Origin of the sequence: Microbacterium galbinum (assembly GCF_023101185.1) — a bacterium.
GTDB classification, from domain to species: Bacteria; Actinomycetota; Actinomycetes; order Actinomycetales; family Microbacteriaceae; genus Microbacterium; species Microbacterium galbinum.
Map to the genome: position 1 here is coordinate 3,173,232 of NZ_CP078077.1, position 20,246 is coordinate 3,193,477.

Genomic DNA, 20,246 nt, shown 5'->3' on the forward strand with positions numbered 1-20,246 from the left:
TGGAGAAATCCCCCGACCGTACTCTGCGAGTGGCCCCGAAGCCATCGATCCGTCTTACAGGAGTCGTACATGTTCAAAGATTCGTCCGAGGTTCTGAGCTACATCAAGGAGAACGACGTCAAGTTCCTTGACATCCGTTTCACCGATCTCCCCGGTGTGCAGCAGCACTTCAACATTCCTGCATCGACGGTCGACGAGGCGTTCTTCACCGAGGGCCAGCTGTTCGACGGCTCCTCGATCCGCGGCTTCGCCAGCATCCACGAGTCCGACATGCAGCTCATCCCCGATGTCACCACCGCGTACATCGACCCCTTCCGCGAGGCGAGCACCCTCGTGATGATCTTCGACATCTACAACCCGCGCACGGGTGAGATCTACTCGAAGGACCCGCGCCAGGTCGCCAAGAAGGCCGAGAAGTACCTCGCCTCCACCGGCATCGCCGACACCGCGTTCTTCGCCCCCGAGGCCGAGTTCTACATCTTCGACGACGTGCGCTACTCCGTCACCGCCGGTGAGAGCTTCTACAAGGTCGACTCCGAAGAGGCCGCGTGGAACACCGGTCGCGAGGAAGAGGGCGGAAACCTCGCCAACAAGACCCCGTACAAGGGCGGCTACTTCCCCGTCAGCCCGGTCGACAAGACGGCCGACCTGCGCGACGACATCACGCTCAAGCTGATCGACGCCGGCTTCATCCTCGAGCGCTCGCACCACGAGGTGGGTACCGCGGGTCAGCAGGAGATCAACTACCGCTTCGACACGATGGTGCACGCGGCCGACGACATCCTGAAGTTCAAGTACATCGTCAAGAACACCGCCAACGAGTGGGGCAAGGTCGCGACCTTCATGCCCAAGCCGCTCTACGGCGACAACGGCTCCGGCATGCACACGCACCAGTCGCTCTGGAACGACGGCAAGCCGCTGTTCTACGACGAGGCAGGCTACGGCCAGCTCAGCGACATCGCGCGCTGGTACATCGGTGGCATCCTGGCGCACGCGCCGGCCCTGCTCGCCTTCACCAACCCGACGCTGAACAGCTACCACCGTCTGGTCAAGGGCTTCGAGGCTCCGGTCAACCTGGTCTACTCGGCCGGCAACCGCTCCGCCGCGATCCGCATCCCGATCACCGGCTCCAACCCCAAGGCCAAGCGCATCGAGTTCCGCGCGCCGGATGCCTCGGGTAACCCGTACCTGGCCTTCGCCGCGCAGCTCATGGCCGGCCTCGACGGCATCAAGAACCGCACCGAGCCGCACGAGCCCGTCGACAAGGACCTCTACGAGCTTCCGCCCGAGGAGGCCAAGGGCATCCCGCAGGTGCCGAACTCGCTGCTCGACTCGCTCGACGCTCTCGCGGCCGACCACCAGTTCCTCCTTGAGGGCGGCGTGTTCACCAAGGAGCTCATCGAGACCTGGATCTCCTACAAGTACGAGAACGAGATCCTCCCGATGGCGCAGCGCCCGCACCCGTTCGAGTACGAGCTGTACTTCGGGGTCTGATCCCGGATCGAGAAGAGCGCCCCACCGGCTTCGGCCGGTGGGGCGCTCTTTCGTTCTGCAGCGGCGTCACCCGCGCGGCATCGCGAACGCGTGGAGGCCGAGCTCCCGGCTCAGGACCTCGCTCACGTGATGTCCGCGCACGCTGGTCCCCTGCTCGTCGAGTGGCGGACTCACCACGGCCGCTCCCAGAGCCGCCGGCGCAGCGAGGACGATCGCGCCGGACACGCTCGACTTCGCCGGCACACCGACCTGTCGCATCCACCTCCCCGACCCGTCGTACACGCCGCAGGTCGCCATGACCGAGACGACGTCGCGTGCCACGTCCGCCCCCACGACCTCGACGCCGGTGAGGGGGTTCCGCCCTCCGGCGGCGAGCGTGGCGCCCATGGCTGCCAGATCGCGCGCGTCGACGAGAACGGCGCACGCGCGGGCGTAGACGGCGACCGCCTCGTCGGCGCCGACCTGCAGCGTGCCCTCCGAGCGCATCAGGTGAGCGAGCGCGTGATTGCGATCACCGAGCAGGTGCTCGCTCTCGGCGACGCTCTCGGAGACGCTCAGGTCACGACCCGCGAAAGCCGACAGTCCCGCGAGGATCCGTCGACTCCTGGCGGCGGCATCCGCGCCGTCCACCAGCGCCGAGGTGAGCAGCGCGCCGGCGTTGACCATCGGGTTGGGCGGGCGACCGGTGCCGCTCTCCAGCTTGATCGCGTCGAAGGCCTCCCCCGTCGGCTCGATGCCCAGACGATCGAGAGCCGCGGCTCCATGGTCCTGGAGCGCCAGGGCGAAGAGGAACGGCTTGACGGCGGATTGGATGCTGATCTGCATGCCGGCCTGAGCGGTCTCCCTCGTCTCGCCGTCGAGCGTGACGAGCGCGATGCCCAGCAGATCGGGGTCGGCATCGGCGAGTTCCGGGATGCTGTCGTCGACGGCGCCCCCTCGCTCGCGCAACGCCCGGTCGCGCACGCCGTCGAGATCGTAGGAGAGGGGATCGACCGCGGAGTTCATGGTCCCAGCCTGTCACGCCCGGGCCGAGGCTCGTCAGCTCGCCGGGTCGTACCCGAACTCCCGGAGCTCCTGAGGGCACCGGCATGCGTGCGCGACGCGCGCCGCCCAGTCGACGGCATCCGCTCGCGTGGGCAGCTCGAGGACGAGGAATCCTCCGGTGGTCCGCGACCCGGGGTACGTCTCGTCGCTCACCGCACCGCGACCGGTCACGAGCACCGGAGCCACGTCCTCGTCGATCCCGCCGCCGAAGACGTAGACGCCCGCGGCCTTCGCCTCGTCGATCACAGCGTGCGAGGTCTCGACGACTTCCGGGAACTCCTCCTCCGTCAGATCCATCGCTTCGGCGGGGAAGGAGATCAGGTACTTGGTCATGCTCCGATGGTGCGTCGCGGGGGCGGGAGTGCGCAAGAGCCAGTCAGCGCGTGACCGCGGCCGGGTGATCGATACGTCCGTCGACGAGCTGGACCACGGAGTGCATCCGTGGCAGATGGACGAGATCGTGGGTGACGAGCAGCGTCGACGTGCGCCGCTCGTCGGTCAGACGCAGCAGGAGGTCGATGATGCTCGCGCCGCGCTCCTGGTCGAGTGCGCTGGTCGGTTCGTCGATGAGGAGCACGCTCGGTTCGTTCATCAGCGCACGCGCGATGTTCACGCGCTGACGCTGTCCTCCCGAAAGCTGGTGCGGACGCTTGTCGAGGTGCTCCGCGAGGCCGACATCCCTGAGGAGCGATTCGGCACGTCGGGTCGCGGCCGCACGGCGTCGCCGCGGACGACCGCCACCGAGCTCGTTCATGACCACGAGTTGCTCGTGAGCGGTCAGTGACGGGAGAAGATTCGATTGCTGGAAGACGATTCCGATGGACGTGCGGCGCAGTTCGGACGCCCGATCCGCCGTCAGAGTCGTGGCATCGACGCCGTCGATCACGACACGACCGGAGTCCGGCCGGATCAGCGTGGCCGCGACCGCCAGCAGGCTCGACTTGCCCGAGCCGCTCGGCCCGGTGATCGCCGTCACCTCGCCCGGGGACGACGAGAGCGTGACGTGGTCGACGGCCGTGATGCGATCGCTTCCGTCGGGGAAGGTGAGGGAGATGTCTTCGAGGCGGATCATCGGTTGCTCCCGAGTGCGGTGAGGGGGTCGGCGGAGGTGACGGAGCGGAGGGCGAACGCGGCGCCGGCGAGACCGAGAACGATCATGAGCACGGCCGGAAGCACGGTGGTGAGCGGACTCAGGAGGAACGGCAGCGCGGCACCCGCAAGAGCTCCGAGGATGGACACGACGCCGATCCCGGCGCCGATGCCCACCACGAGCACCAGCGCCGCCTGTCCGAGCGCATCGCGCACGAGCACCGAGGTGCGGGCGCCGAGGGCCTTCAGGATCGCGATGTCGGGTGTGCGCTGCATCGTCCACACGGTGAAGAACGCGCCGATGACCAGCGCCGAGATGCCGAAGAGCATCGCGACCATGAGGAGCAGGGACCCGATCTCCGAACGGAAGGCGCTCAGCGCCGTCAGCGAGCCGACGATGGTCGTCGATCGAGTGCCGATCCGGCCGTCCGCCGCGTCCCAATCGGGTGAACCGGTGACCGCGAGCACCGTGGCGAAGGCATCCGGATCACCGGTCGCTGCCGCGTACGCCTGCCAATCCGCGAGGGTCATCCGCACGACGGGCGTGTGGCTGTACCAGTCGTCTCCCCCGATACCCACGACCGTGTACGCGGTGCCCGCGATCGTGACCGGGTCGCCGAGGTGCGCGTCGAGCTCGTCCGCTGCGGGACGCGAGAGCACGAGCTCTCCGGAGGCGATCGGCGACTGCGGTGCGAAGCCGGGCTGCACGCCGAAGACGGCGATCGACGTGACGGTGTCTTCCGACTCCGCTCTGGTCTGACTGATGCCGAGGGGGTGCACGGATTCGACACCGGCGGTGGATCCCCACTCGGATGCCTGCTCCGCGGTCACTCGTGACTCGGCGAAGATCGGGCCGTCGTCGGCACCGGGATCGGCGAAGACCACGCGGTCCCCGGGGATGCCGACCACGGCGGAGATGTTCTGGACCGCGAGGCCGCCGGTCAGGCCACTGAGAAATCCGACCAGGACGGTGATGAGCGCGACGACGGTGCCGATCAGGACGAATCGTCCGCGGGCGAAGCGCAGGTCGCGGAGGGCGATGTACATGCGGGGTTCCTCTCCTACCGTCGGAATGACGACGCTTCCACTCTCCTGTCTCGGGGGTCCGCGCTCATCGGCCGTGTGCACGGTCCTGACCGGCCGTTCGGTGGGGGACGGAGTCGTCCTTTCGGACGATGCGGTGCGCACCCCGAAGCGTAGGATTCGAGGCATGGCCCACACCCCGCTCACGCCCGTCTTCACGGGGTTGCGGACGGGATTGCACCTGCTGTTCGTCGCGCTGTGCGGACTCGTCATCGTGCGGGCCTTCCTCGCTCCGACCCCGACGAGCATCCCCGCGATCGCCCTCACCGTCGCGCTTCTGGCGACATACGGGTGCGGGGCTGCGCTGGCTCGCTCGACCTCTCGCTCGAGCTGGCTCACGGGTGTGTGGCTCGCGGCGGTCAGCGTCGAATGGGTGCTCCTGGTCTTCCTCACCGCCGAGGCCGCGTATCTGGTCTTCCCCCTGTTCTTCCTCTACCTGCACGTGCTCGGGCGCCGATGGGGCACGCTCGCCCTGCTCCTGGCGACCGGGGTGGCGATCTGTACGCTCGGTCTTCACAGCGGATGGACCGTCGGCGGGGTCGTGGGACCCCTCGTCGGCGCCGGCGTCGCCCTGCTGATCGGCCTCGGCTACGAAGCCCTCGCTCAGGAGGCACGGCAGCGGGAAGATCTCATGCGCGAACTGCTCGCGACCCGCGACCGATTGGCGACCACCGAGCACGAGTCGGGAGTGCTGGCGGAGCGCGCACGTCTCGCACGGGAGATCCACGACACGCTCGCGCAGGGCCTGTCGAGCATCCAGATGCTGCTCCATGCCGCCGAGCGGACGGATCCGGAGCGCCCGGGGATCGAGCACATCCGCCTCGCCCGTGAGACCGCCGCAGACAACCTCGGCGAGGCGCGCCGGTTCATTCGCGAGCTCGCTCCCCCGGACCTCGATGACCACGGTCTCGCCGGGGCCCTCCGCCGTCTGGCCGACGACCAGTGGTCGACGCAGGGACTCGACGTCGACGTGCGCGTCTCGGAAGCGGTCGATCTCCCCATGCACGTGCAGACCGCGCTGCTGCGGATCGCCCAGGGAGCGATGTCGAACGTCGTGCAGCACGCCGATGCGCGCACCGCGACGATCGCCCTCACCCTGAGTCCCGGCGACCTGGAGTTCGTGATCTCCGACGACGGCCGCGGGTTCGACGCCGGCCTGGACGCCGACCGCCCCGCCCGTTCGGACTCGTTCGGACTGCGCGCGACGCGCGAGCGCGTGGATCAGCTCGGCGGCACCCTCGACGTCCGTTCCCTTCCGGGTACGGGGACCACGCTGCGCGTCTCCTTGGCTCTCGAGGGCCGCGCATGATCCGCCTCCTGGTCGTCGACGACCATCCCATCGTCCGCGCCGGACTGGTCGCTCTGTTCGCGCTCGACGACGACATCGAGGTCATCGCGGAAGCCTCGACCCCGGACGAGGCCGTCGCCGTCGCGGAACGCGCGAACCCCGATGTCGTGCTCATGGATCTGCAGTTCGGCGCGGGAACGGCCGGATCCGGTGCCGACGCCACGCGGAGGATCCGGGCACTCGACGCACCGCCCTACGTGCTCGTGCTCACGAACTACGACTCCGACGCCGACATCCTCGGAGCGGTGGAGGCGGGCGCGAGCGGCTACCTGCTGAAGGACGCGCCGCCGCATGAGCTCTCCGCGGCGGTCCGCGCGGCCGCGGCCGGGGAGAGCGCACTCGCGCCCGTGATCGCCACCCGGCTGCTGCAGCGGATGCGCGCCCCGAAGGCGAGCCTGAGCGCGCGCGAGATCCAGGTGCTCGAACTCGTCGAAGCCGGCCGCACCAACACCGAGATCGCGAACGAGCTCTTCGTGAGTGAGACGACGGTCAAGTCGCATCTCGCGCACATCTACACGAAGCTCGACGCGACGTCGCGCACGGCCGCGGTATCGGAAGCCCGGCACCGCGGCATCCTGCGCTGACCCGCCATCCACAGGCACAGAACAGTGGCCTGCGCAAGCCCGCGTGTCCTTGCTTGACCCGGGTCGGACGCGGTGGTCAACTGAGAGGTCTGCACTACGAGGGGATCCATCATGCGCCGCAGGAAATCAGTCACGAGGACCGAGACCATCGAGTCGGGCCCCGCGACGGGCCGCACCTCGCGGCAGGTCAGCTCGGTCACGGCCGCGGCCCGCACGAATCCCTTCATGTTCGGACTGCTCGGCGCACTCGGCGTGCTGGTGGCCCTCGCGATCGGCGGGATGGTCGGCCAGCTGGCGACGGTGTTCGTCTACATCGGCGTCGCGATCTTCCTCGCCCTCGGACTCGACCCCATCGTCTCGTTCATCGAGCGCAAGCTCCCGCGGCCCGCCGCCGTCGCGATCGTCGTCGCCGTCGTGGTGCTCGCCTTCGCGGGCATCATCCTCGCGATCGTCCCGATCCTCGTGGAGCAGATCACCAACCTCGTCAACGACGGCCCGCAGATGGTCGAGGACTTCATGGCGAGCGCCTGGTTCAAGGACGTGACGGCGCAGTTCGGATCGACCTTCGAAGACGCGGCCCAGGGGGTTCTGAGCTTCGTGCAGGATCCCGGCAACATCCTCAACATCAGCGGCGGGGTGTTCGCGGTCGGCGCGGGTATCGCCGGCGGCTTCACGGGCGTGACGATCGTGCTCATCCTCACCCTCTACTTCATGGCCTCGCTGCGCAGCATGAAGAAGGTCGCGACGCGCTTCGTGCCCGCCTACCAGCGCGACACGTTCAGCGGCCTGCTGGAGGACGTCTCCGGCGCCGTCGGGCGCTACGTCATGGGTCAGGCGAGCCTCGCCCTCGTCAACGGCATCCTGAGCCTGATCTTCCTCAGCATCATCGGTGCGCCGGTGCCGGCACTGCTCGCCCTCATCGCCTTCATCGGATCGATGATCCCGCTGGTCGGCACCCTGGCCGCGTCGATCATCAACTCGCTGATCTGCCTGTTCATCAGCCCCGTGACCGCGCTCATCGCCATCATCTACTACCTGGTGTACATGCAGGTCGAGGCCTACGTGCTCTCGCCGCGCATCATGAACAAGGCCGTCGCCGTGCCCGGCGCGCTCGTCGTGATCGCCGCCGTCGCCGGCGGTGCGCTCGGCGGCATCCTCGGAGCCCTGGTCGCGATCCCGGTGGCGGCGAGCATCATCATCATCGTGCAGAAGGTCGTGTTCCCCGCTCAGGACCGCAAGCAGGTGCCGCCGACGCTCACCGCACCGTGAGAGCGCCCGGCTGCACCCGCACCGCGAACTGAGTGATCTCGCCCATCTCCTCACCGTCGATCTCGAAGACGAGCGGCTGGGCGAGCGAGACCGCGATCCTCTCCACGGCGAGATGCTGCGCCGAATCGGTGCTGACCGCCTCGTCGCCACCGGTGAGCAGCCGCCGGATGCCGTTGTCCCACACCACCGAACGCAGGGTGTTCATCCACTGGAGCGCGCCCTCCGAGCTGATGAGGAGGATGTCGAGCAACCCGTCGTCGAGCTGCGCATCGGGGAGCAGGCGGAGTCCGCCCTGGAGCATGCCGCAGTTGCCGATGAGCATCGTGTGCCCGCGCACCTCCTCGGGTTCGCGATCATCCACGGTCACGGTGATGTCGGTCATCTCCGTGCCCGCCAGCGCGCGCCCCATGGCTTCGACGTACGCGAGCCATCCCGCCCGGTCCTTGAGGTCGTCGTTCGTCTCGACCAGCATCTGCGCATCGATCCCGAACCCCACCATGACGGCGAACGCGCGAGTCTCGCCGTTGAACTCCACCCAGCCCAGGTCGATGTGCTGCGGAGTGGCATCGCGCACGCGCTCGAGGGCCGCGACCATACCGGTCAGCGGCACTCCCAGATTGCGCGCGAGCAGGTTGCCGGTCCCCTGCGGAACGATCCCCAGAGCGACCTCCGTGCCGGCCAGGGCTTCAGCGACGGCACGGACCGTCCCGTCACCGCCCACCGCTACGACCACCTCACACCCGTCCGCGACGGCCTCCGCGGCCATCCCGCGCCCCGGATCGTCAATGCTCGTCTCCCACCACCGGATCGGGGCGTCTGTTCCGAAGACCTCGTCGACCGCGGCGCGCACCTCGTCTCCGTCGATCTTGGACGGATTCCACACGATGCCGATGCTCGAGACGCTCATGAGGCCAAGCCTGGGGCCGAACGCGTCTCGCCGCAAGTCGACACGGGTCTAGCCGTAGAACTCCTGCTCGAACGCCTTGCGGGCGCGTCGAGTGACGCCCAGGTAGTCCTCCTCGAGCTCGGTGGCCGAGCGGTCGGGATAGCCGAGGATCCGCGCGATCCCGTCGAGCTCGCGGCGATCCGCGGGGAGCACATCGCTGGTCGTTCCGGTGAGGATCGTGATCGCCGAACGCAGACGGCTCGACAGCAACCAGGCCTCACGGAGGCGATCGGTGGCCTCGGCCGGGAGGAGTCCGGCATCGACCGCCGCGCCGAGCGCTCCCAACGTCGACGTCGTACGCAGGCCCGGCACGGCGTGCGCGTGCTGCAACTGGAGCAGCTGTACGAGCCACTCCACATCGCTGAGCGTCCCGGGGCCGAGCTTGAGGTGGCGACGCGGATCGGCCCCCTGGGGAAGCCTCTCCCCCTCGACGCGCGCTTTGATGCGCTTGATCTCGCGGGTGCCCTGCAGATCGATCGACGCGGGGTAGCGGATCGTGTCGGCCAGCTCGGTGAAGCGCGCGATCAGCTTGGCGCTGCCGGCGACGCCACGCGCCCGAAGGAGCGCCTGCGCCTCCCACGACAGCGACCAGCGGCGGTAGTACTCGGCATACGCCTCGATCGATCGCACCACCGGTCCGTTGCGACCCTCCGGGCGCAGTCCCGCGTCGAGATCGAGCGGAAGCCGATGGTCGGTGACCTGTTCACGGAGACCGGCGACGATCTTCGTCGCGAGCGTCTGCGCGCGGTCGGGATCGACGCCGTTCGCCGCGTACACGTAGAGGATGTCGGCATCCGATCCGAAGCCCAGCTCCGCTCCCCCGAACCGGCCCATGGCGATCACCGCGAAGTCGAGCGCATCATCCTCGGGCGGCACGACCTCGCGCAGCACCGCACGCAGCGCGGCCTGGATAGTCGCCTCGGTGATGTCGGTGAGAGCGGTCGCGACGTCCTCGATCGTCAGAACGTCGAGCACCCCGCCCATCGCGGTGCGCAGCAGCTCGCGACGCCGCAGCGCGCGCACGGCACGCAGCGCGTCGCCGATCGTCTCGTGCCGCGTCTGGATCGCCCTGGCCTCCTCCGACAGCGCGGCGCCGCCGCGCGGACGCAGGGACTCGGTGCTGTCGAGCCAGGCCACGGACTCCGGGATCCATTCCATGAGCTCGCCGATGTACCGCGACGTCGACAGGATCCGGGTGAGGCTCTCGGCCGCCCCCGAGGAATCCCGCAGCATCCGGAGGAACCAGTGCGTGTTGCCCAGGCGCTCGCTGATGCGGCGGAACGCGATCAGGCCGTAATCGGGATCGGTGCCGTCGGCGAACCATCGCACCATCACCGGCATGAGGTGGCGCTGGATCGTGGCCTTGCGGCTGAGTCCGCTCGTGAGCGCGCCGATGTGTCGCAACGCGCCCGCCGGATCGCGGAAGCCGATCGCCGCCAGACGATCGTGCGCCTGCGCGGTCGACAGGGAGCGCTCGCCCTCGGGCAACGCGGCGACCGCGCTGAGGAGGGGACGGTAGAAGAGTCGCGTGTGGATCTCGCGCACTTCGCGTCGCACGCTCTCCCAGCGCGCCCAGATGCCGTCACCGCTGTCGGCCAGCGCCGTGCTGCGCGCGAGGACCCGGAGTCCCGCGGGCGTCCGCGGCAGGAGGTGGGTGCGGCTGAGCTCCTTGAGCTGGAGCCGGTGCTCCATCAGTCGCAGGACCCGGTAGTCGTCGGCGAAGGTCGTCGCCTCGACCCGCCCGATGTACCCGCCCTCAACGAGGGCCTCCAAACTCTCGAGGGTGCCACGGGTGCGCAGGGTGGCGTCCGTGAGCCCGTGCACCAGTTGCAGCAGCTGGACGGTGAACTCGATGTCTCGCAGTCCGCCCTCGCCGAGCTTGAGCTGGTACGGGGCATCCTCCGGATCGATGTGCTCCTTGACGCGCTCGCGCATGCGCTGCACGCTGTCGACGAAGTCCTCGCGGGCCGCGCTCGACCAGATCTTCGGCTGCACGGCGCCGATGTACTCCGCCCCCAACTCCGGATCGCCGGCGAGGGGCCGCGCCTTCAGCAGGGCCTGGAACTCCCAGCTCTTCGCCCAGCGGTCGTAATAGGCCAGATGGGATCCGAGCGAGCGGACCAGAGCACCCTGCTTGCCCTCCGGCCGCAGGTTCGCGTCGACCTCCCAGAGAGGCGGCTCCTTCTCGATGCCGCTCAGGCCGCGCATGGTCTCGCGGGCGAGCTTCGTCGCCAGATCGATCGCACGCGACTCGGAGACGATCTCCTCATCGGCCGTGCCGCCGACGAAGATCACGTCGACGTCGCTGACGTAGTTGAGCTCCCGCGCACCGGCCTTGCCCATGCCGATGATCGAGAGGCGGACGGCCGCCACCTCGCGCTGATCGACGCTCTCGCGCAATCGACTGCGCGCCACGGCCAGCGAGGCCTCGAGCGCCGCACCGGCCGCGTCCGCCAGCGCCGCTGCGACATCGGCGAGAGCCTCGACCGGTGCGGTCCGGGTGAGGTCGTAGGCGGCGATCGCCGCGAGGCTGCGGCGGTAGGCGACCCGGAGCGCCACGACCTCGTCGTCACCGCCGGACCGTGCGAAGCCGTCGACGGCGCCGACACCGGCGAGCATCGCCCGGGTGAGCTCGTCGGCGGTCGGCAACGCATCGACCTCGTCGGCGAGCACCGCGAGCTCCGCGGGGTTGCGGAGGAAGAAGTCCGCCAACCCCTCGGATGCCCCGAACACCCGCCAGGTGCGGCGCTGGGTGTCTCCGCCGTCGAGCAGGGCCGCCAACGGCGCGGGATCGCGTCGCGCCACCCGCAGCATTCCGCGCACGGCCGCGTCGGGGTCGGCGGCGTCCGCCCCCGTCAGCAGCTCGGCACGCGAGCGGCCGAGCAGTTCGGCGAGCTCGGCGAGGGCCTCCGCGGCCTCGCCGAGCTCATCGAATCCGAGTCGAGCCAGCGCGGACAGCGAGAAGGAATCGTCCGGACGGGCCATGCGCACGGCTCAGAGCAGCTCGAGGTTGTTCTTCAGCTCGAGCGGCGTGACCTGGCCGCGGTACGCCTCCCACTCCTTGCGCTTGTTGAGCAGCACGTAGTTGAACACCTGCTCGCCCAGCGTCTCGGCGACGAGCTCGGAGTCCTCCATGTACTCGAGGGCGTGGTCGAGGCTCGCGGGCAGCGACGAGTAGCCCAGCGCGCGGCGCTCGGCGTCGCTGAGCGACCACACGTTGTCCTCGGCCTCGGGCGGGAGCTCGTACTCGTCCTCGATGCCCTTGAGGCCGGCGGCCAGCATGAGCGCGTACGCCAGGTACGGGTTCGCGGCGGAGTCCAGCGCGCGGTACTCGACGCGCGACGACTGCCCCTTGTTGGGCTTGTACATCGGCACGCGCACGAGCGCGGAGCGGTTGGCGTGCCCCCACGTGACGAAGCTCGGGGCCTCGTCGCCGCCCCACAGGCGCTTGTACGAGTTGACGAACTGGTTCGTGACGGCCGAGATCTCGTTCGCATGGCGCAGGAGGCCGGCGATGAAGTGACGCCCGGTCTTCGAGAGCTGGTACTTCGCGCCCTCTTCGTAGAACGCGTTCTGGTCGCCCTCGAACAGCGACATGTGCGTGTGCATGCCACTGCCCGGGTGGCCGCTGAGGGGCTTCGGCATGAAGGTCGCGTACACGCCCTGCTCGATCGCCACCTCCTTGATCACCGTGCGGAACGTCATCACGTTGTCGGCGGTGGTGAGGGCGTCCGCGTAGCGCAGGTCGATCTCGTTCTGACCGGGTCCGCCCTCGTGGTGGCTGAACTCGACCGAGATGCCGAGGTCTTCGAGCATCCGCACCGAACGACGACGGAAGTCGTGCGCCGTGCCACCGGGCACGTTGTCGAAGTACCCTGCGGAGTCGACCGGAACCGGTCCCTCCGGACCGTACTGCGACGACTTGAGCAGGTAGAACTCGATCTCGGGGTGCGTGTAGAACGTGAACCCGGCATCCGCCGCCTTCGCGAGCGTGCGCTTGAGCACGTGGCGCGGGTCGGCGACCGCGGGCTGGCCGTCGGGCGTCGTCAGGTCGCAGAACATGCGGGCGGTCGGGTCGATCTCGCCCCGCCACGGCAGAGTCTGGAACGTCGTCGGATCGGGCTGCGCGAGCAGATCGGACTCATGGCTGCGCGTGAGCCCCTCGATGGCCGAGCCGTCGAAGCCGATGCCCTCGGCGAACGCGCCCTCGACCTCGGCCGGCGCGATGGCGACCGACTTGAGCGTGCCGATGACGTCGGTGAACCACAGGCGGACGAACTTGACGCCGCGCTCCTCGATCGTCCGGAGGACGAAGTCTCTCTGCTTGTCCATATCGTGCGGAGCCTCAGCCCTTTCCTTCGTCCCAGCCGGATTCGGCCGCTTCTTCATCGGCCCAGGCGCGGGAGCGCGCCTTCAGCGTCTCGGGTGCGTTCGCGGCCTCGGCCTCGGTGTCGAACGGGCCCACGCGGTCGATCGACTGCGAGATCATCCCGAATTCGACCTGCTTGGTCTCGAGGTTGTACCAGTACTTGTGTTCGCCGTCGGACATGGCCCGTCCCTTCGTCGTCTGATGTCATCGATCCTACTGGCGCGAACGCCTGTCGCTATGCTGTGGGTCATGGCAAAAGCGATCGGCGTCGACATCGGCGGTACCGGAATCAAGGCAGGAATCGTCGACCTCGAGCACGGCACGATGGCGTCCGATCGGGTACGGGTGCCCACGCCCGAGGGCGCGGCTCCCGGCGACGTGCTGCAGGCCGTGCAGACGGTGCTGAAGACCCTCGACGTGCACGAGTCGACCCTCCCCCTCGGCGTGGCCTTCCCGGCCATCGTGAAGCGCGGCAAGACGCTGTCGGCCGCCAACGTGTCGAAGGAGTGGGTCGACTTCGACGCCGAGCGCTTCTTCCGCGACGGCCTCGGCCGCAACATCGTGTTCGTGAACGATGCGGATGCCGCCGGCGTCGCCGAGGCACGACACGGTGCGGCGCGCGACGTGCGCGGATTCACCCTGCTCACGACCCTCGGCACCGGCATCGGCTCGGCCTTCATCAACGACGGCGTACTGCTGCCCAACACCGAGCTCGGTCACCTCAACTTCCGCGAGTACGAGTCCGTCGAGCAGTGGGCCGCGACCTCGGCGCGCGAGCGCGAGGGGCTCACCTGGGCCGAATGGGCCGAGCGCCTGCAGGCGTTCTACTCGCACATCGAGTTCCTCTTCAGCCCCGACCTGTTCGTGGTCGGCGGCGGCGTGTCGAAGAACGCGGGCGACTTCCTCCCGCTCCTCGACCTGAAGACCCCGATCGTCCCGGCGATCCACCGCAACAACTCCGGCATCATCGGTGCAGCCTCGCTCGCGGGCGACTGACACCCTCGAGACCGCGAGAAGGCCCGGTGACCTGATGGTCACCGGGCCTTTCACGTCGAGGCGAATGGGCCGACCTGTACGCCGGGTTCTGTTCCGGGGTTCTTCGCCCCTTCGACGGCCATCTCTCTCGGCGACACGTTGCCGTGCCGCTCCAGCGGTCTACCCGAGGACTCGGCGAGCCGCGTCAACATCCTCTGTCTGACCTTGCTCCGGGCGAGGTTTACCTGGCGGGACATGTCACCATGTCCCCCGGTGGTCTCTTACACCACCCTTTCACCCTTACCCCCGGCGAACCGGGGGCGGTCTGCTCTCTGTGGCACTGTCTCGCGGATCACTCCGGGTGGGTGTTACCCACCGCCCTGCCCTGTGGAGCCCGGACGTTCCTCGGTGCGGTTGCCCGCCACGCGACCGTCCAGTCGACCCATTCGCATCTGCCAGTCTACGACGCCCGGCCGCGCCTCATTTCTCGGCGGACTCGGTGATGCGCAGATCCAGTGGCACGTCGATCGGGAACGAACCGAACAGGCGTGCGGTCGCGACGGCCGCCGCCTCGCGCACGGCGTCGGCGGCGGCATCCGCGAGCTCGACGGGGACGTGCAGGATCACCTCGTCGTGCAGGAAGAACGCGAGGTGCGCGGCCTCCGCGAAGGGGCCGGATGCTGAGGCCGGTGTCGCAGCAGGCGGCAGGCCGCGCAACCGATGACGGATCTCGGCGAGCCAGATCAGCGACCACTCCGCCGCGGTGCCCTGCACCACGAAGTTACGGGTGAAACGCCCCCAGTCGCGAGCGCTGCGCCGCGCCTGCGCGACCAGCGCCGCGTCGACGTCCGCTCCGGTGGCCGCGGACTGGAGCGCCACCCACTCGGGTGACGGCTTCGGCGACGAGCGTCCGAGCCAGGTCGAGACCACCCCGCCGTCCTCCCCCGCGCGTGCGGCGGCATCGACGAGCGCCATCGCTCGCGGGTAGACCTTGCGCAGTCGCGGCACGAGCCGGCCGCTGTCGCCCGTCGTCGCACCGTACATGGCACCGAGCACGGCGTACTTGGCCTCTTCGCGTGTCGCCACCGCGCCCGAGTCGACGACTCCGGCGTACAGATCGGTGCCCTGCGCCGCACGCGCCATCGCGGCATCCGAGGCCATCGCCGCGAGCATGCGCGGCTCGAGCTGGGCGACATCGGCGACCACGAGGGTCCACCCGGGGTCCGCCCGTACGGCGGGGCGCAGACTGCGCGGCAGTTGCAGCGCTCCCCCGCCGGCCGATGCCCAGCGCCCGGTCACGACGCCACCGGGGATGTACACCGGGCGGAACCGCCCGCGGTGCACCCAGTCGGCGAGCCAGACCCACCCGTTGGCGCTGAGCAGACGCGACATCTTCTTGTAGGCCAGGAGCGGTTCGACGACCGGGTGCTCGTACTGCGCGAGCTCCCATTTGCTCGTCGACTCGACGGGGACCCCGGAACGATGCAGCGCCCGCAGCAGCTTCGGCTGGCTGTCGAGATGGAGGGTGGCGTCGCCGAGGATCGCGCGCACCTGTTCGCCGAGCGCGACCATCTTCGCCGGGAGCCCGCCGGCGAGCGATCGAGCGCCGAGCGTCTCGGTGAGGATCTCGTCGTGCACGCCCTCGTTCCAGGGCACCCCCGCCGCGCGCATCTCCTCGGCCACGAGGCCGCCGGCGGATTCCGCGGCGCAGAGCAGGGCGAGCCGGCCGTCGGATGCCGCGGCGATCACCCGGCGCTGCGCGCGGTACTGCTCCAGGGCGTCGGCGACCGGATCCGCGCGCGTCGAGTCCGTGTCGAAGAGATCGAACAGCCCGGGTGCCGTATCGGGCGCCTCGCGGCGCACCCAGTCCTCGGACGGCTCCAGAGGGTGCGGGATGGATGCCGTGTCGCGGAGGATCGCGTGGCACAGCACCAGATCATGGGTGCGTCCGACCCGCACGCCGTCGGCGAGAAGCGGTGCATAGGTCTCGCGCGCGCTGCGGATCACCCAGCGCGGCGCGTCGCGCTGCTCGGACTCGGCGACCCAGCCCGGCAGATCGCGCTCGCTCAGTCTCTCTCGGCTGATCTCGACGTCTGCGGCATCGAGATCGACGGCGACGTATGCGCCGCCTCCGTCGGCGACCAGCAGAATGCGTCGCTCGGACGATGTGGGCGACGCGCTCACGACGAGGGCGCCGCGTGCATCACAGTCCCGATTCCTCCGTGCGCACCAGGATGCAGCCGCACTCGGGGCAGTACACGACCGCGTCCTCGGCGGCGCGACGGATCTCGGCGATGTCGGTGCTGGGGAGCATCATGCGGCACCCCTCGCACGTGCCACGGGTCAGCAGGGCCGCACCCGCACTGTTCGCGGCGCGACGCGTGTACTCGGCCAGCAGCGGCGCGGGAATGCTCTCGGCCACGGCTGCACGATCGCGGGCGAGCTGGACGCCGAGCTCGGCAGCGGCGGCGACGTCGGCCTTGCCCTGCGCGCTGAGCGTCGAGCCCTCGGCCGTCGTGATGTCGATGAGTGCCTGCTGAGCGGCCACGGCAGCCTCGGCCTCTTCAACCCGCCCCATCACGTCGAGCTCGGCGTCTTCGAGGTCGCTCTGGCGGCGGGTGAGACTCGCGATCTCGTGCTCGAGGGCCTGCGCCTGCTTGGGGTCGGTCGCGACCGCGAGGCGCTCGGCGTCGCGTGCCCGGCGCTGCTCGACGAGCTTCACGTCGGACTCGAGACGGGTCAGCTCGGTGCGTGCGTCGTCGCGGGTGCCGGTGAGCGCGGTGAGCTCGCGCAGCTGCTCCTGACGGATCGCCACCAGCTCGTTGATGCGCGCGGCCTGCGAGGGATGGGTGCGGGCACGATCGGCCTGCGCGATGCGCCGGTCGAGGTCGGCGATGTCGAGCAGGATGCGCTGATGTTCGGAGCTGGCGTTCACGCTGTCCAATCTATCGTCTGGCGGGGGCCGCCATCACAGCAGGTCGCCGTCGACGTACAGCCACCGGCGCTCCTCGCGCACGAACCTGCTGCGTTCGTGCAGCACGCCACGGGCTCCGTCCTGGAGCCAGTGCGCCGCGAACTCCACGACCCCGGCACGATCGAAGGGGCCACCCGCCTCCCGATCGAGCACCACGAGTCGCCGCCAGCGCAGGTCCGGTTCGATCTCGATCGATGCCGGTCGCGTGGAGGCGTGCCAGGTCGCGCGCAGGTGGGCGACGTCGCCGATCACGAACGCCGTGTAGCGCGACCGCATCAGCCGCTCGGCCGTCGGGGCGGTGGTCTCGGCCCGGAGGATCGGACCGCAGCATCCGCCGAAGAGGTCGCCCGATCCGCAGGGGCACCGGGCGGAATCCGTGATCGCTGCGTCATGCGGCGCCATCTCCGCCTCGGGTGTCATCCCTCCAGCGTACGCTCGAGACACCGACCGAGAAGGAGCACCGTGAGCACTCAGCCCGCCATCCCCACGTTCACCGCCCACAACGGATTCGCCCTGCCGGCGATCGGCCTGGGGACGTACGCGCTCAACGGTGATGCCGGGGCGGATGCCGTGACCGGCGCCATCGGTGCCGGGTACCGCCTCATCGACTCCGCCTTCAACTACGAGAACGAGGGTTCCGTCGGACGCGGGGTCGCGGCATCCGACGTCGATCGCGACGAGATCATCGTGACCACGAAACTTCCCGGTCGCCATCACCCCGCCGAGAAGGCCCGGACGAGCATCGAGGAGAGCCGGTCGCGTCTCGGCCTCGACGTCACCGACCTGCACCTCATCCACTGGCCGAACCCGAGCCAGGACGAGTACGTGCAGGCGTGGGCGGCGCTCGTCGACGCGCAGCAGCGCGGGGTCGTGCGCCAGATCGGCGTCTCGAACTTCCTGCCCGAGCACCTCGAGCGCATCGAGCGCGAGACCGGGGTGCGTCCCGTCGTGAACCAGATCGAGGTGCACCCCTACTTCCCGCAGAGCGACCAGCTCGCGTACCACCGGGAGCACGGCATCCTCACCGAGGCGTGGAGCCCGCTCGGCCGGGCGAAGGAACTGCTCGACGAAGACGTGATCCGCGAGGTCGCGGCCTCGCACGGCATCACTCCGGCACAGACGGTTCTCGCCTGGCACGTCGCCCGCGGCACGGTCTCGATCCCGAAGGCCTCGTCGCTCGAGCACCAGGTCGCGAACCTCGCCGCCGCCGAGGTCGCGCTCGACGAGGCGGAGGTGCTGGCGATCACGGGTCTCGGGTGTGCGGACGGGCGACTCTTCGACGCCGATCCCGCGCACCACGAGGAGTCCTGACCGAGGATCAGACCTTCTGCGTCCCCAGCACGCGCAGGAACTCGAGCTTGCTCGCCGCCTCGCTGCCCGGCGCCGCGGTGAGCACGATGAGCGCCTGGGACTCGTCCTCGGTGAACAGCGCCTGACAGTCGACCTCGATCTCACCGAGCTCGGGATGGATCATCGTCTTGTGCTGCTCGAAGCGCCTGCTCACCTCGTGGTTCTCCCAGAGCCCGATGAACTCCTCGCTGCGCGCCGAGAGTTCTCCCGCGATCTCGCCCGCCCGCGATCGCGCCCCCATCACGCCGTGCGCGGCGCGCAACGAGGCCACCAGGGCGCGGCTCTGGCGGGCGTGGTCGGCCTCGGGATAGCGCCGCCGCTCGCTCTCGGGCATCGCGAACCACCGGTAGATGCCGCTGCGCTCGAGTCCCGTCAGCGCGCTGGCGTCGCCGAGGAGGGCCCGAGCGGCGTCGTTCTGCACGAGCACCTCGTCGAGGACCGAGACCACGAACGCCGGGGTGTCGTGCAGGCGGTCGAGCACGCGCAGGATGCCGGGCCGCACGTACTCCGTGACGTGCGCGCGATCGGGGGCGCTGTAGCCGCACAAGCGGTAGAGGTAGTCGCGCTCGTCTTCGCTGAGCCGGAGCGCACGAGCGAGCGATGAGAGGATCTGCGCGCTGGGCTGCGGTCCACGGCGCTGCTCGAGGCGCGTGTAGTAGTCCGTCGACATCGTCGCGAGCTGAGCGACCTCCTCGCGACGCAGCCCGGCCGTACGCCGACGCGGCCCCGGCGACAACCCCACGTCGTCGGGGGTCAACGCCTCCCGGCGACGGAGGAGGAAGTCGGCCAGCGCATCACGATCCACCCCCCGAGTATCCCGCGAGTCGCCGACCCGATCCAGGGATCGTCGCTCCCTGGATCAGCCGTCTCTGGAGCGGTCCATGCGATCGACGGAGGCTGGACGCATGAACATCAGCGGAAACACCATCTTCATCCCCGGAGCGACGAGCGGCATCGGCCTCGCGCTCGCCCTCGCCCTGCGCGATCGCGGCAACACCGTGATCGTCGGCGGCCGGCGCACCGACCGTCTGGAGGCGATCGCCGCCGAGCACCCGGATCTCGGAACCGTGCGGATCGACACCGCGGATGCCGGGAGCATCGAGGACGCCGCCCGCACGGTGCTCGCCGAGCATCCCTCCCTCAACGTGCTCGTGACGATGGCGGGCATCATGCGCACGGAGGACTGGCGCACGCCGGACGGTTTCCTCGCCACGGCCGAGGAGATCGTCACCACGAACGTCCTGGGGCCGATCCGCCTCATCGCGGCGTTCGTCGAGCACCTGCGACGTATGCCCGACGCCACGATCATGACGGTGTCCTCCGGGCTCGCCTTCGCTCCGCTGCGGGTCACGCCGACGTACAACGCGAGCAAGGCGGCGATCCACATGCTCAGCGAATCGCTGCGTCTCCAGTTCGAGGGATCGAGCGTCTCGGTCATCGAGCTCGAGCCCCCGGCCGTGCGCACCGACCTCATGCCCGGGCACGCCGAGAACGACGCGGCGATGCCGCTCGACGAGTTCATCGCGGAGGTCATGACACTGCTCGAAACCCGGCCCGACGCCTCGGAGGTGCAGGTCGAGCGAGTGAAGTTCCTCCGCTACGGCGAGGCGCGCGGGGACTACGCACAGGTGGTCGCCGCACTCAACAGCACCGACCCGCACGGGAAGTGAGAGCGGCCGGGGCACCGGCCCCGGTGCCCCGGCCCACATCTCCGGGGGCGA

Annotated in this window: 19 protein-coding genes and 1 other RNA gene; 7 read left to right on the top strand and 13 right to left on the bottom strand. The window is 69.5% G+C overall.

The genetic code is table 11. From position 1 onward, the window contains the following. Positions 1 to 69: 69 nt before the first annotated feature. Positions 70 to 1,494 carry a type I glutamate--ammonia ligase gene (gene glnA, locus KV396_RS15325; RefSeq protein ID WP_247622350.1) on the top strand — a complete coding sequence of 475 codons (1,425 nt, stop codon included), beginning with the start codon at positions 70 to 72 and terminating at the stop codon, positions 1,492 to 1,494. 66 nt (positions 1,495 to 1,560) lie between these two features. Here glnA (KV396_RS15325) and glsA read toward each other — a convergent pair whose 3' ends face one another. From glsA to KV396_RS15345, 4 genes are read right to left on the bottom strand one after another with little or no spacing between them, the layout of a single operon-like run. Next, positions 1,561 to 2,499: a glutaminase A gene (gene glsA / locus KV396_RS15330; RefSeq protein WP_247956257.1), complete on the bottom strand. Its 939-nt coding sequence runs from the start codon at positions 2,497 to 2,499 to the stop codon at positions 1,561 to 1,563. A 33-nt stretch (positions 2,500 to 2,532) separates the two neighbouring features. Next, positions 2,533 to 2,871 (bottom strand): YciI family protein, encoded by a 339-nt coding sequence (locus KV396_RS15335; protein WP_247956258.1) that lies wholly within the window; start codon positions 2,869 to 2,871, stop codon positions 2,533 to 2,535. 43 nt (positions 2,872 to 2,914) lie between these two features. Then, the gene (locus KV396_RS15340; RefSeq protein ID WP_247956259.1) at positions 2,915 to 3,610 is read right to left on the bottom strand and encodes an ABC transporter ATP-binding protein; all 696 of its coding nucleotides are present in this window, start codon (positions 3,608 to 3,610) and stop codon (positions 2,915 to 2,917) included. Continuing rightward, a complete protein-coding gene (locus KV396_RS15345; protein WP_247956260.1) occupies positions 3,607 to 4,674 on the bottom strand; it encodes an ABC transporter permease in 1,068 nt (355 codons plus the stop codon). Before KV396_RS15345 ends, KV396_RS15340 begins: the two co-directional genes overlap by 4 nt. 163 nt (positions 4,675 to 4,837) lie before the next feature. Here KV396_RS15345 and KV396_RS15350 point away from each other — a divergent pair, with 163 nt between their 5' ends. The 3 genes from KV396_RS15350 (at position 4,838) to KV396_RS15360 (ending at position 7,911) form a co-directional block, all read left to right on the top strand. Next, positions 4,838 to 6,019: a sensor histidine kinase gene (locus KV396_RS15350; protein ID WP_247956261.1), complete on the top strand. Its 1,182-nt coding sequence runs from the start codon at positions 4,838 to 4,840 to the stop codon at positions 6,017 to 6,019. Next, a complete protein-coding gene (locus tag KV396_RS15355; RefSeq protein ID WP_247956262.1) occupies positions 6,016 to 6,642 on the top strand; it encodes a response regulator transcription factor in 627 nt (208 codons plus the stop codon). Before KV396_RS15350 ends, KV396_RS15355 begins: the two co-directional genes overlap by 4 nt. A gap of 111 nt (positions 6,643 to 6,753) precedes the next feature. Beyond that, complete coding sequence (locus KV396_RS15360; RefSeq protein ID WP_323131830.1) at positions 6,754 to 7,911, top strand: AI-2E family transporter; 1,158 nt, start codon at positions 6,754 to 6,756, stop codon at positions 7,909 to 7,911. Here the strand turns inward: KV396_RS15360 and KV396_RS15365 are convergent. Genes KV396_RS15365 through KV396_RS15380 form a run of 4 tightly spaced genes read right to left on the bottom strand, consistent with a single transcriptional unit; the run spans position 7,898 to position 13,406 of the window. Next, positions 7,898 to 8,818, bottom strand: a complete 921-nt coding sequence (locus tag KV396_RS15365; protein WP_247622341.1) for a diacylglycerol/lipid kinase family protein — start codon at positions 8,816 to 8,818, stop codon at positions 7,898 to 7,900. The genes KV396_RS15360 and KV396_RS15365 overlap by 14 nt on opposite strands. 48 nt (positions 8,819 to 8,866) lie before the next feature. After that, positions 8,867 to 11,842 (bottom strand): bifunctional [glutamine synthetase] adenylyltransferase/[glutamine synthetase]-adenylyl-L-tyrosine phosphorylase, encoded by a 2,976-nt coding sequence (locus KV396_RS15370; protein ID WP_247956263.1) that lies wholly within the window; start codon positions 11,840 to 11,842, stop codon positions 8,867 to 8,869. A gap of 9 nt (positions 11,843 to 11,851) precedes the next feature. After that, positions 11,852 to 13,189: a type I glutamate--ammonia ligase gene (glnA, locus tag KV396_RS15375; protein ID WP_247622339.1), complete on the bottom strand. Its 1,338-nt coding sequence runs from the start codon at positions 13,187 to 13,189 to the stop codon at positions 11,852 to 11,854. A 13-nt stretch (positions 13,190 to 13,202) separates the two neighbouring features. Further along, a complete protein-coding gene (locus KV396_RS15380) occupies positions 13,203 to 13,406 on the bottom strand; it encodes an SPOR domain-containing protein (protein WP_247622338.1) in 204 nt (67 codons plus the stop codon). A gap of 69 nt (positions 13,407 to 13,475) precedes the next feature. On the opposite strand from KV396_RS15380, the gene ppgK reads away from it, so the two are divergent. Further along, positions 13,476 to 14,222 carry a polyphosphate--glucose phosphotransferase gene (gene ppgK, locus KV396_RS15385; protein WP_247622337.1) on the top strand — a complete coding sequence of 249 codons (747 nt, stop codon included), beginning with the start codon at positions 13,476 to 13,478 and terminating at the stop codon, positions 14,220 to 14,222. A gap of 61 nt (positions 14,223 to 14,283) precedes the next feature. On the opposite strand, the gene rnpB is transcribed toward ppgK, so the two are convergent. From rnpB to KV396_RS15405, 4 genes are all read right to left on the bottom strand, one after another. Further along, positions 14,284 to 14,646, bottom strand: an RNA gene (gene rnpB / locus KV396_RS15390) — RNase P RNA component class A. 35 nt (positions 14,647 to 14,681) lie between these two features. Further along, entirely contained in the window at positions 14,682 to 16,385 is a 1,704-nt protein-coding gene (locus KV396_RS15395; protein WP_247956264.1) for a bifunctional 3'-5' exonuclease/DNA polymerase, read from the bottom strand. A gap of 19 nt (positions 16,386 to 16,404) precedes the next feature. Continuing rightward, on the bottom strand, positions 16,405 to 17,136 hold the full coding sequence (locus KV396_RS15400) for a zinc ribbon domain-containing protein (RefSeq protein ID WP_247956265.1): 732 nt from the start codon (positions 17,134 to 17,136) through the stop codon (positions 16,405 to 16,407). Between the two features lie 33 nt (positions 17,137 to 17,169). Then, entirely contained in the window at positions 17,170 to 17,595 is a 426-nt protein-coding gene (locus KV396_RS15405) for a YchJ family protein (protein WP_247956266.1), read from the bottom strand. 42 nt (positions 17,596 to 17,637) lie between these two features. On the opposite strand from KV396_RS15405, the gene KV396_RS15410 reads away from it, so the two are divergent. Beyond that, complete coding sequence (locus KV396_RS15410; RefSeq protein WP_247956267.1) at positions 17,638 to 18,486, top strand: aldo/keto reductase; 849 nt, start codon at positions 17,638 to 17,640, stop codon at positions 18,484 to 18,486. Between the two features lie 7 nt (positions 18,487 to 18,493). Here the strand turns inward: KV396_RS15410 and KV396_RS15415 are convergent, their stop codons facing one another. Next, on the bottom strand, positions 18,494 to 19,330 hold the full coding sequence (locus KV396_RS15415; RefSeq protein ID WP_247956268.1) for a helix-turn-helix transcriptional regulator: 837 nt from the start codon (positions 19,328 to 19,330) through the stop codon (positions 18,494 to 18,496). 100 nt (positions 19,331 to 19,430) lie between these two features. Here KV396_RS15415 and KV396_RS15420 point away from each other — a divergent pair, with 100 nt between their 5' ends. Continuing rightward, complete coding sequence (locus KV396_RS15420) at positions 19,431 to 20,195, top strand: SDR family oxidoreductase (protein WP_247956269.1); 765 nt, start codon at positions 19,431 to 19,433, stop codon at positions 20,193 to 20,195. The last annotated feature ends 51 nt before the right edge of the window (positions 20,196 to 20,246 follow it).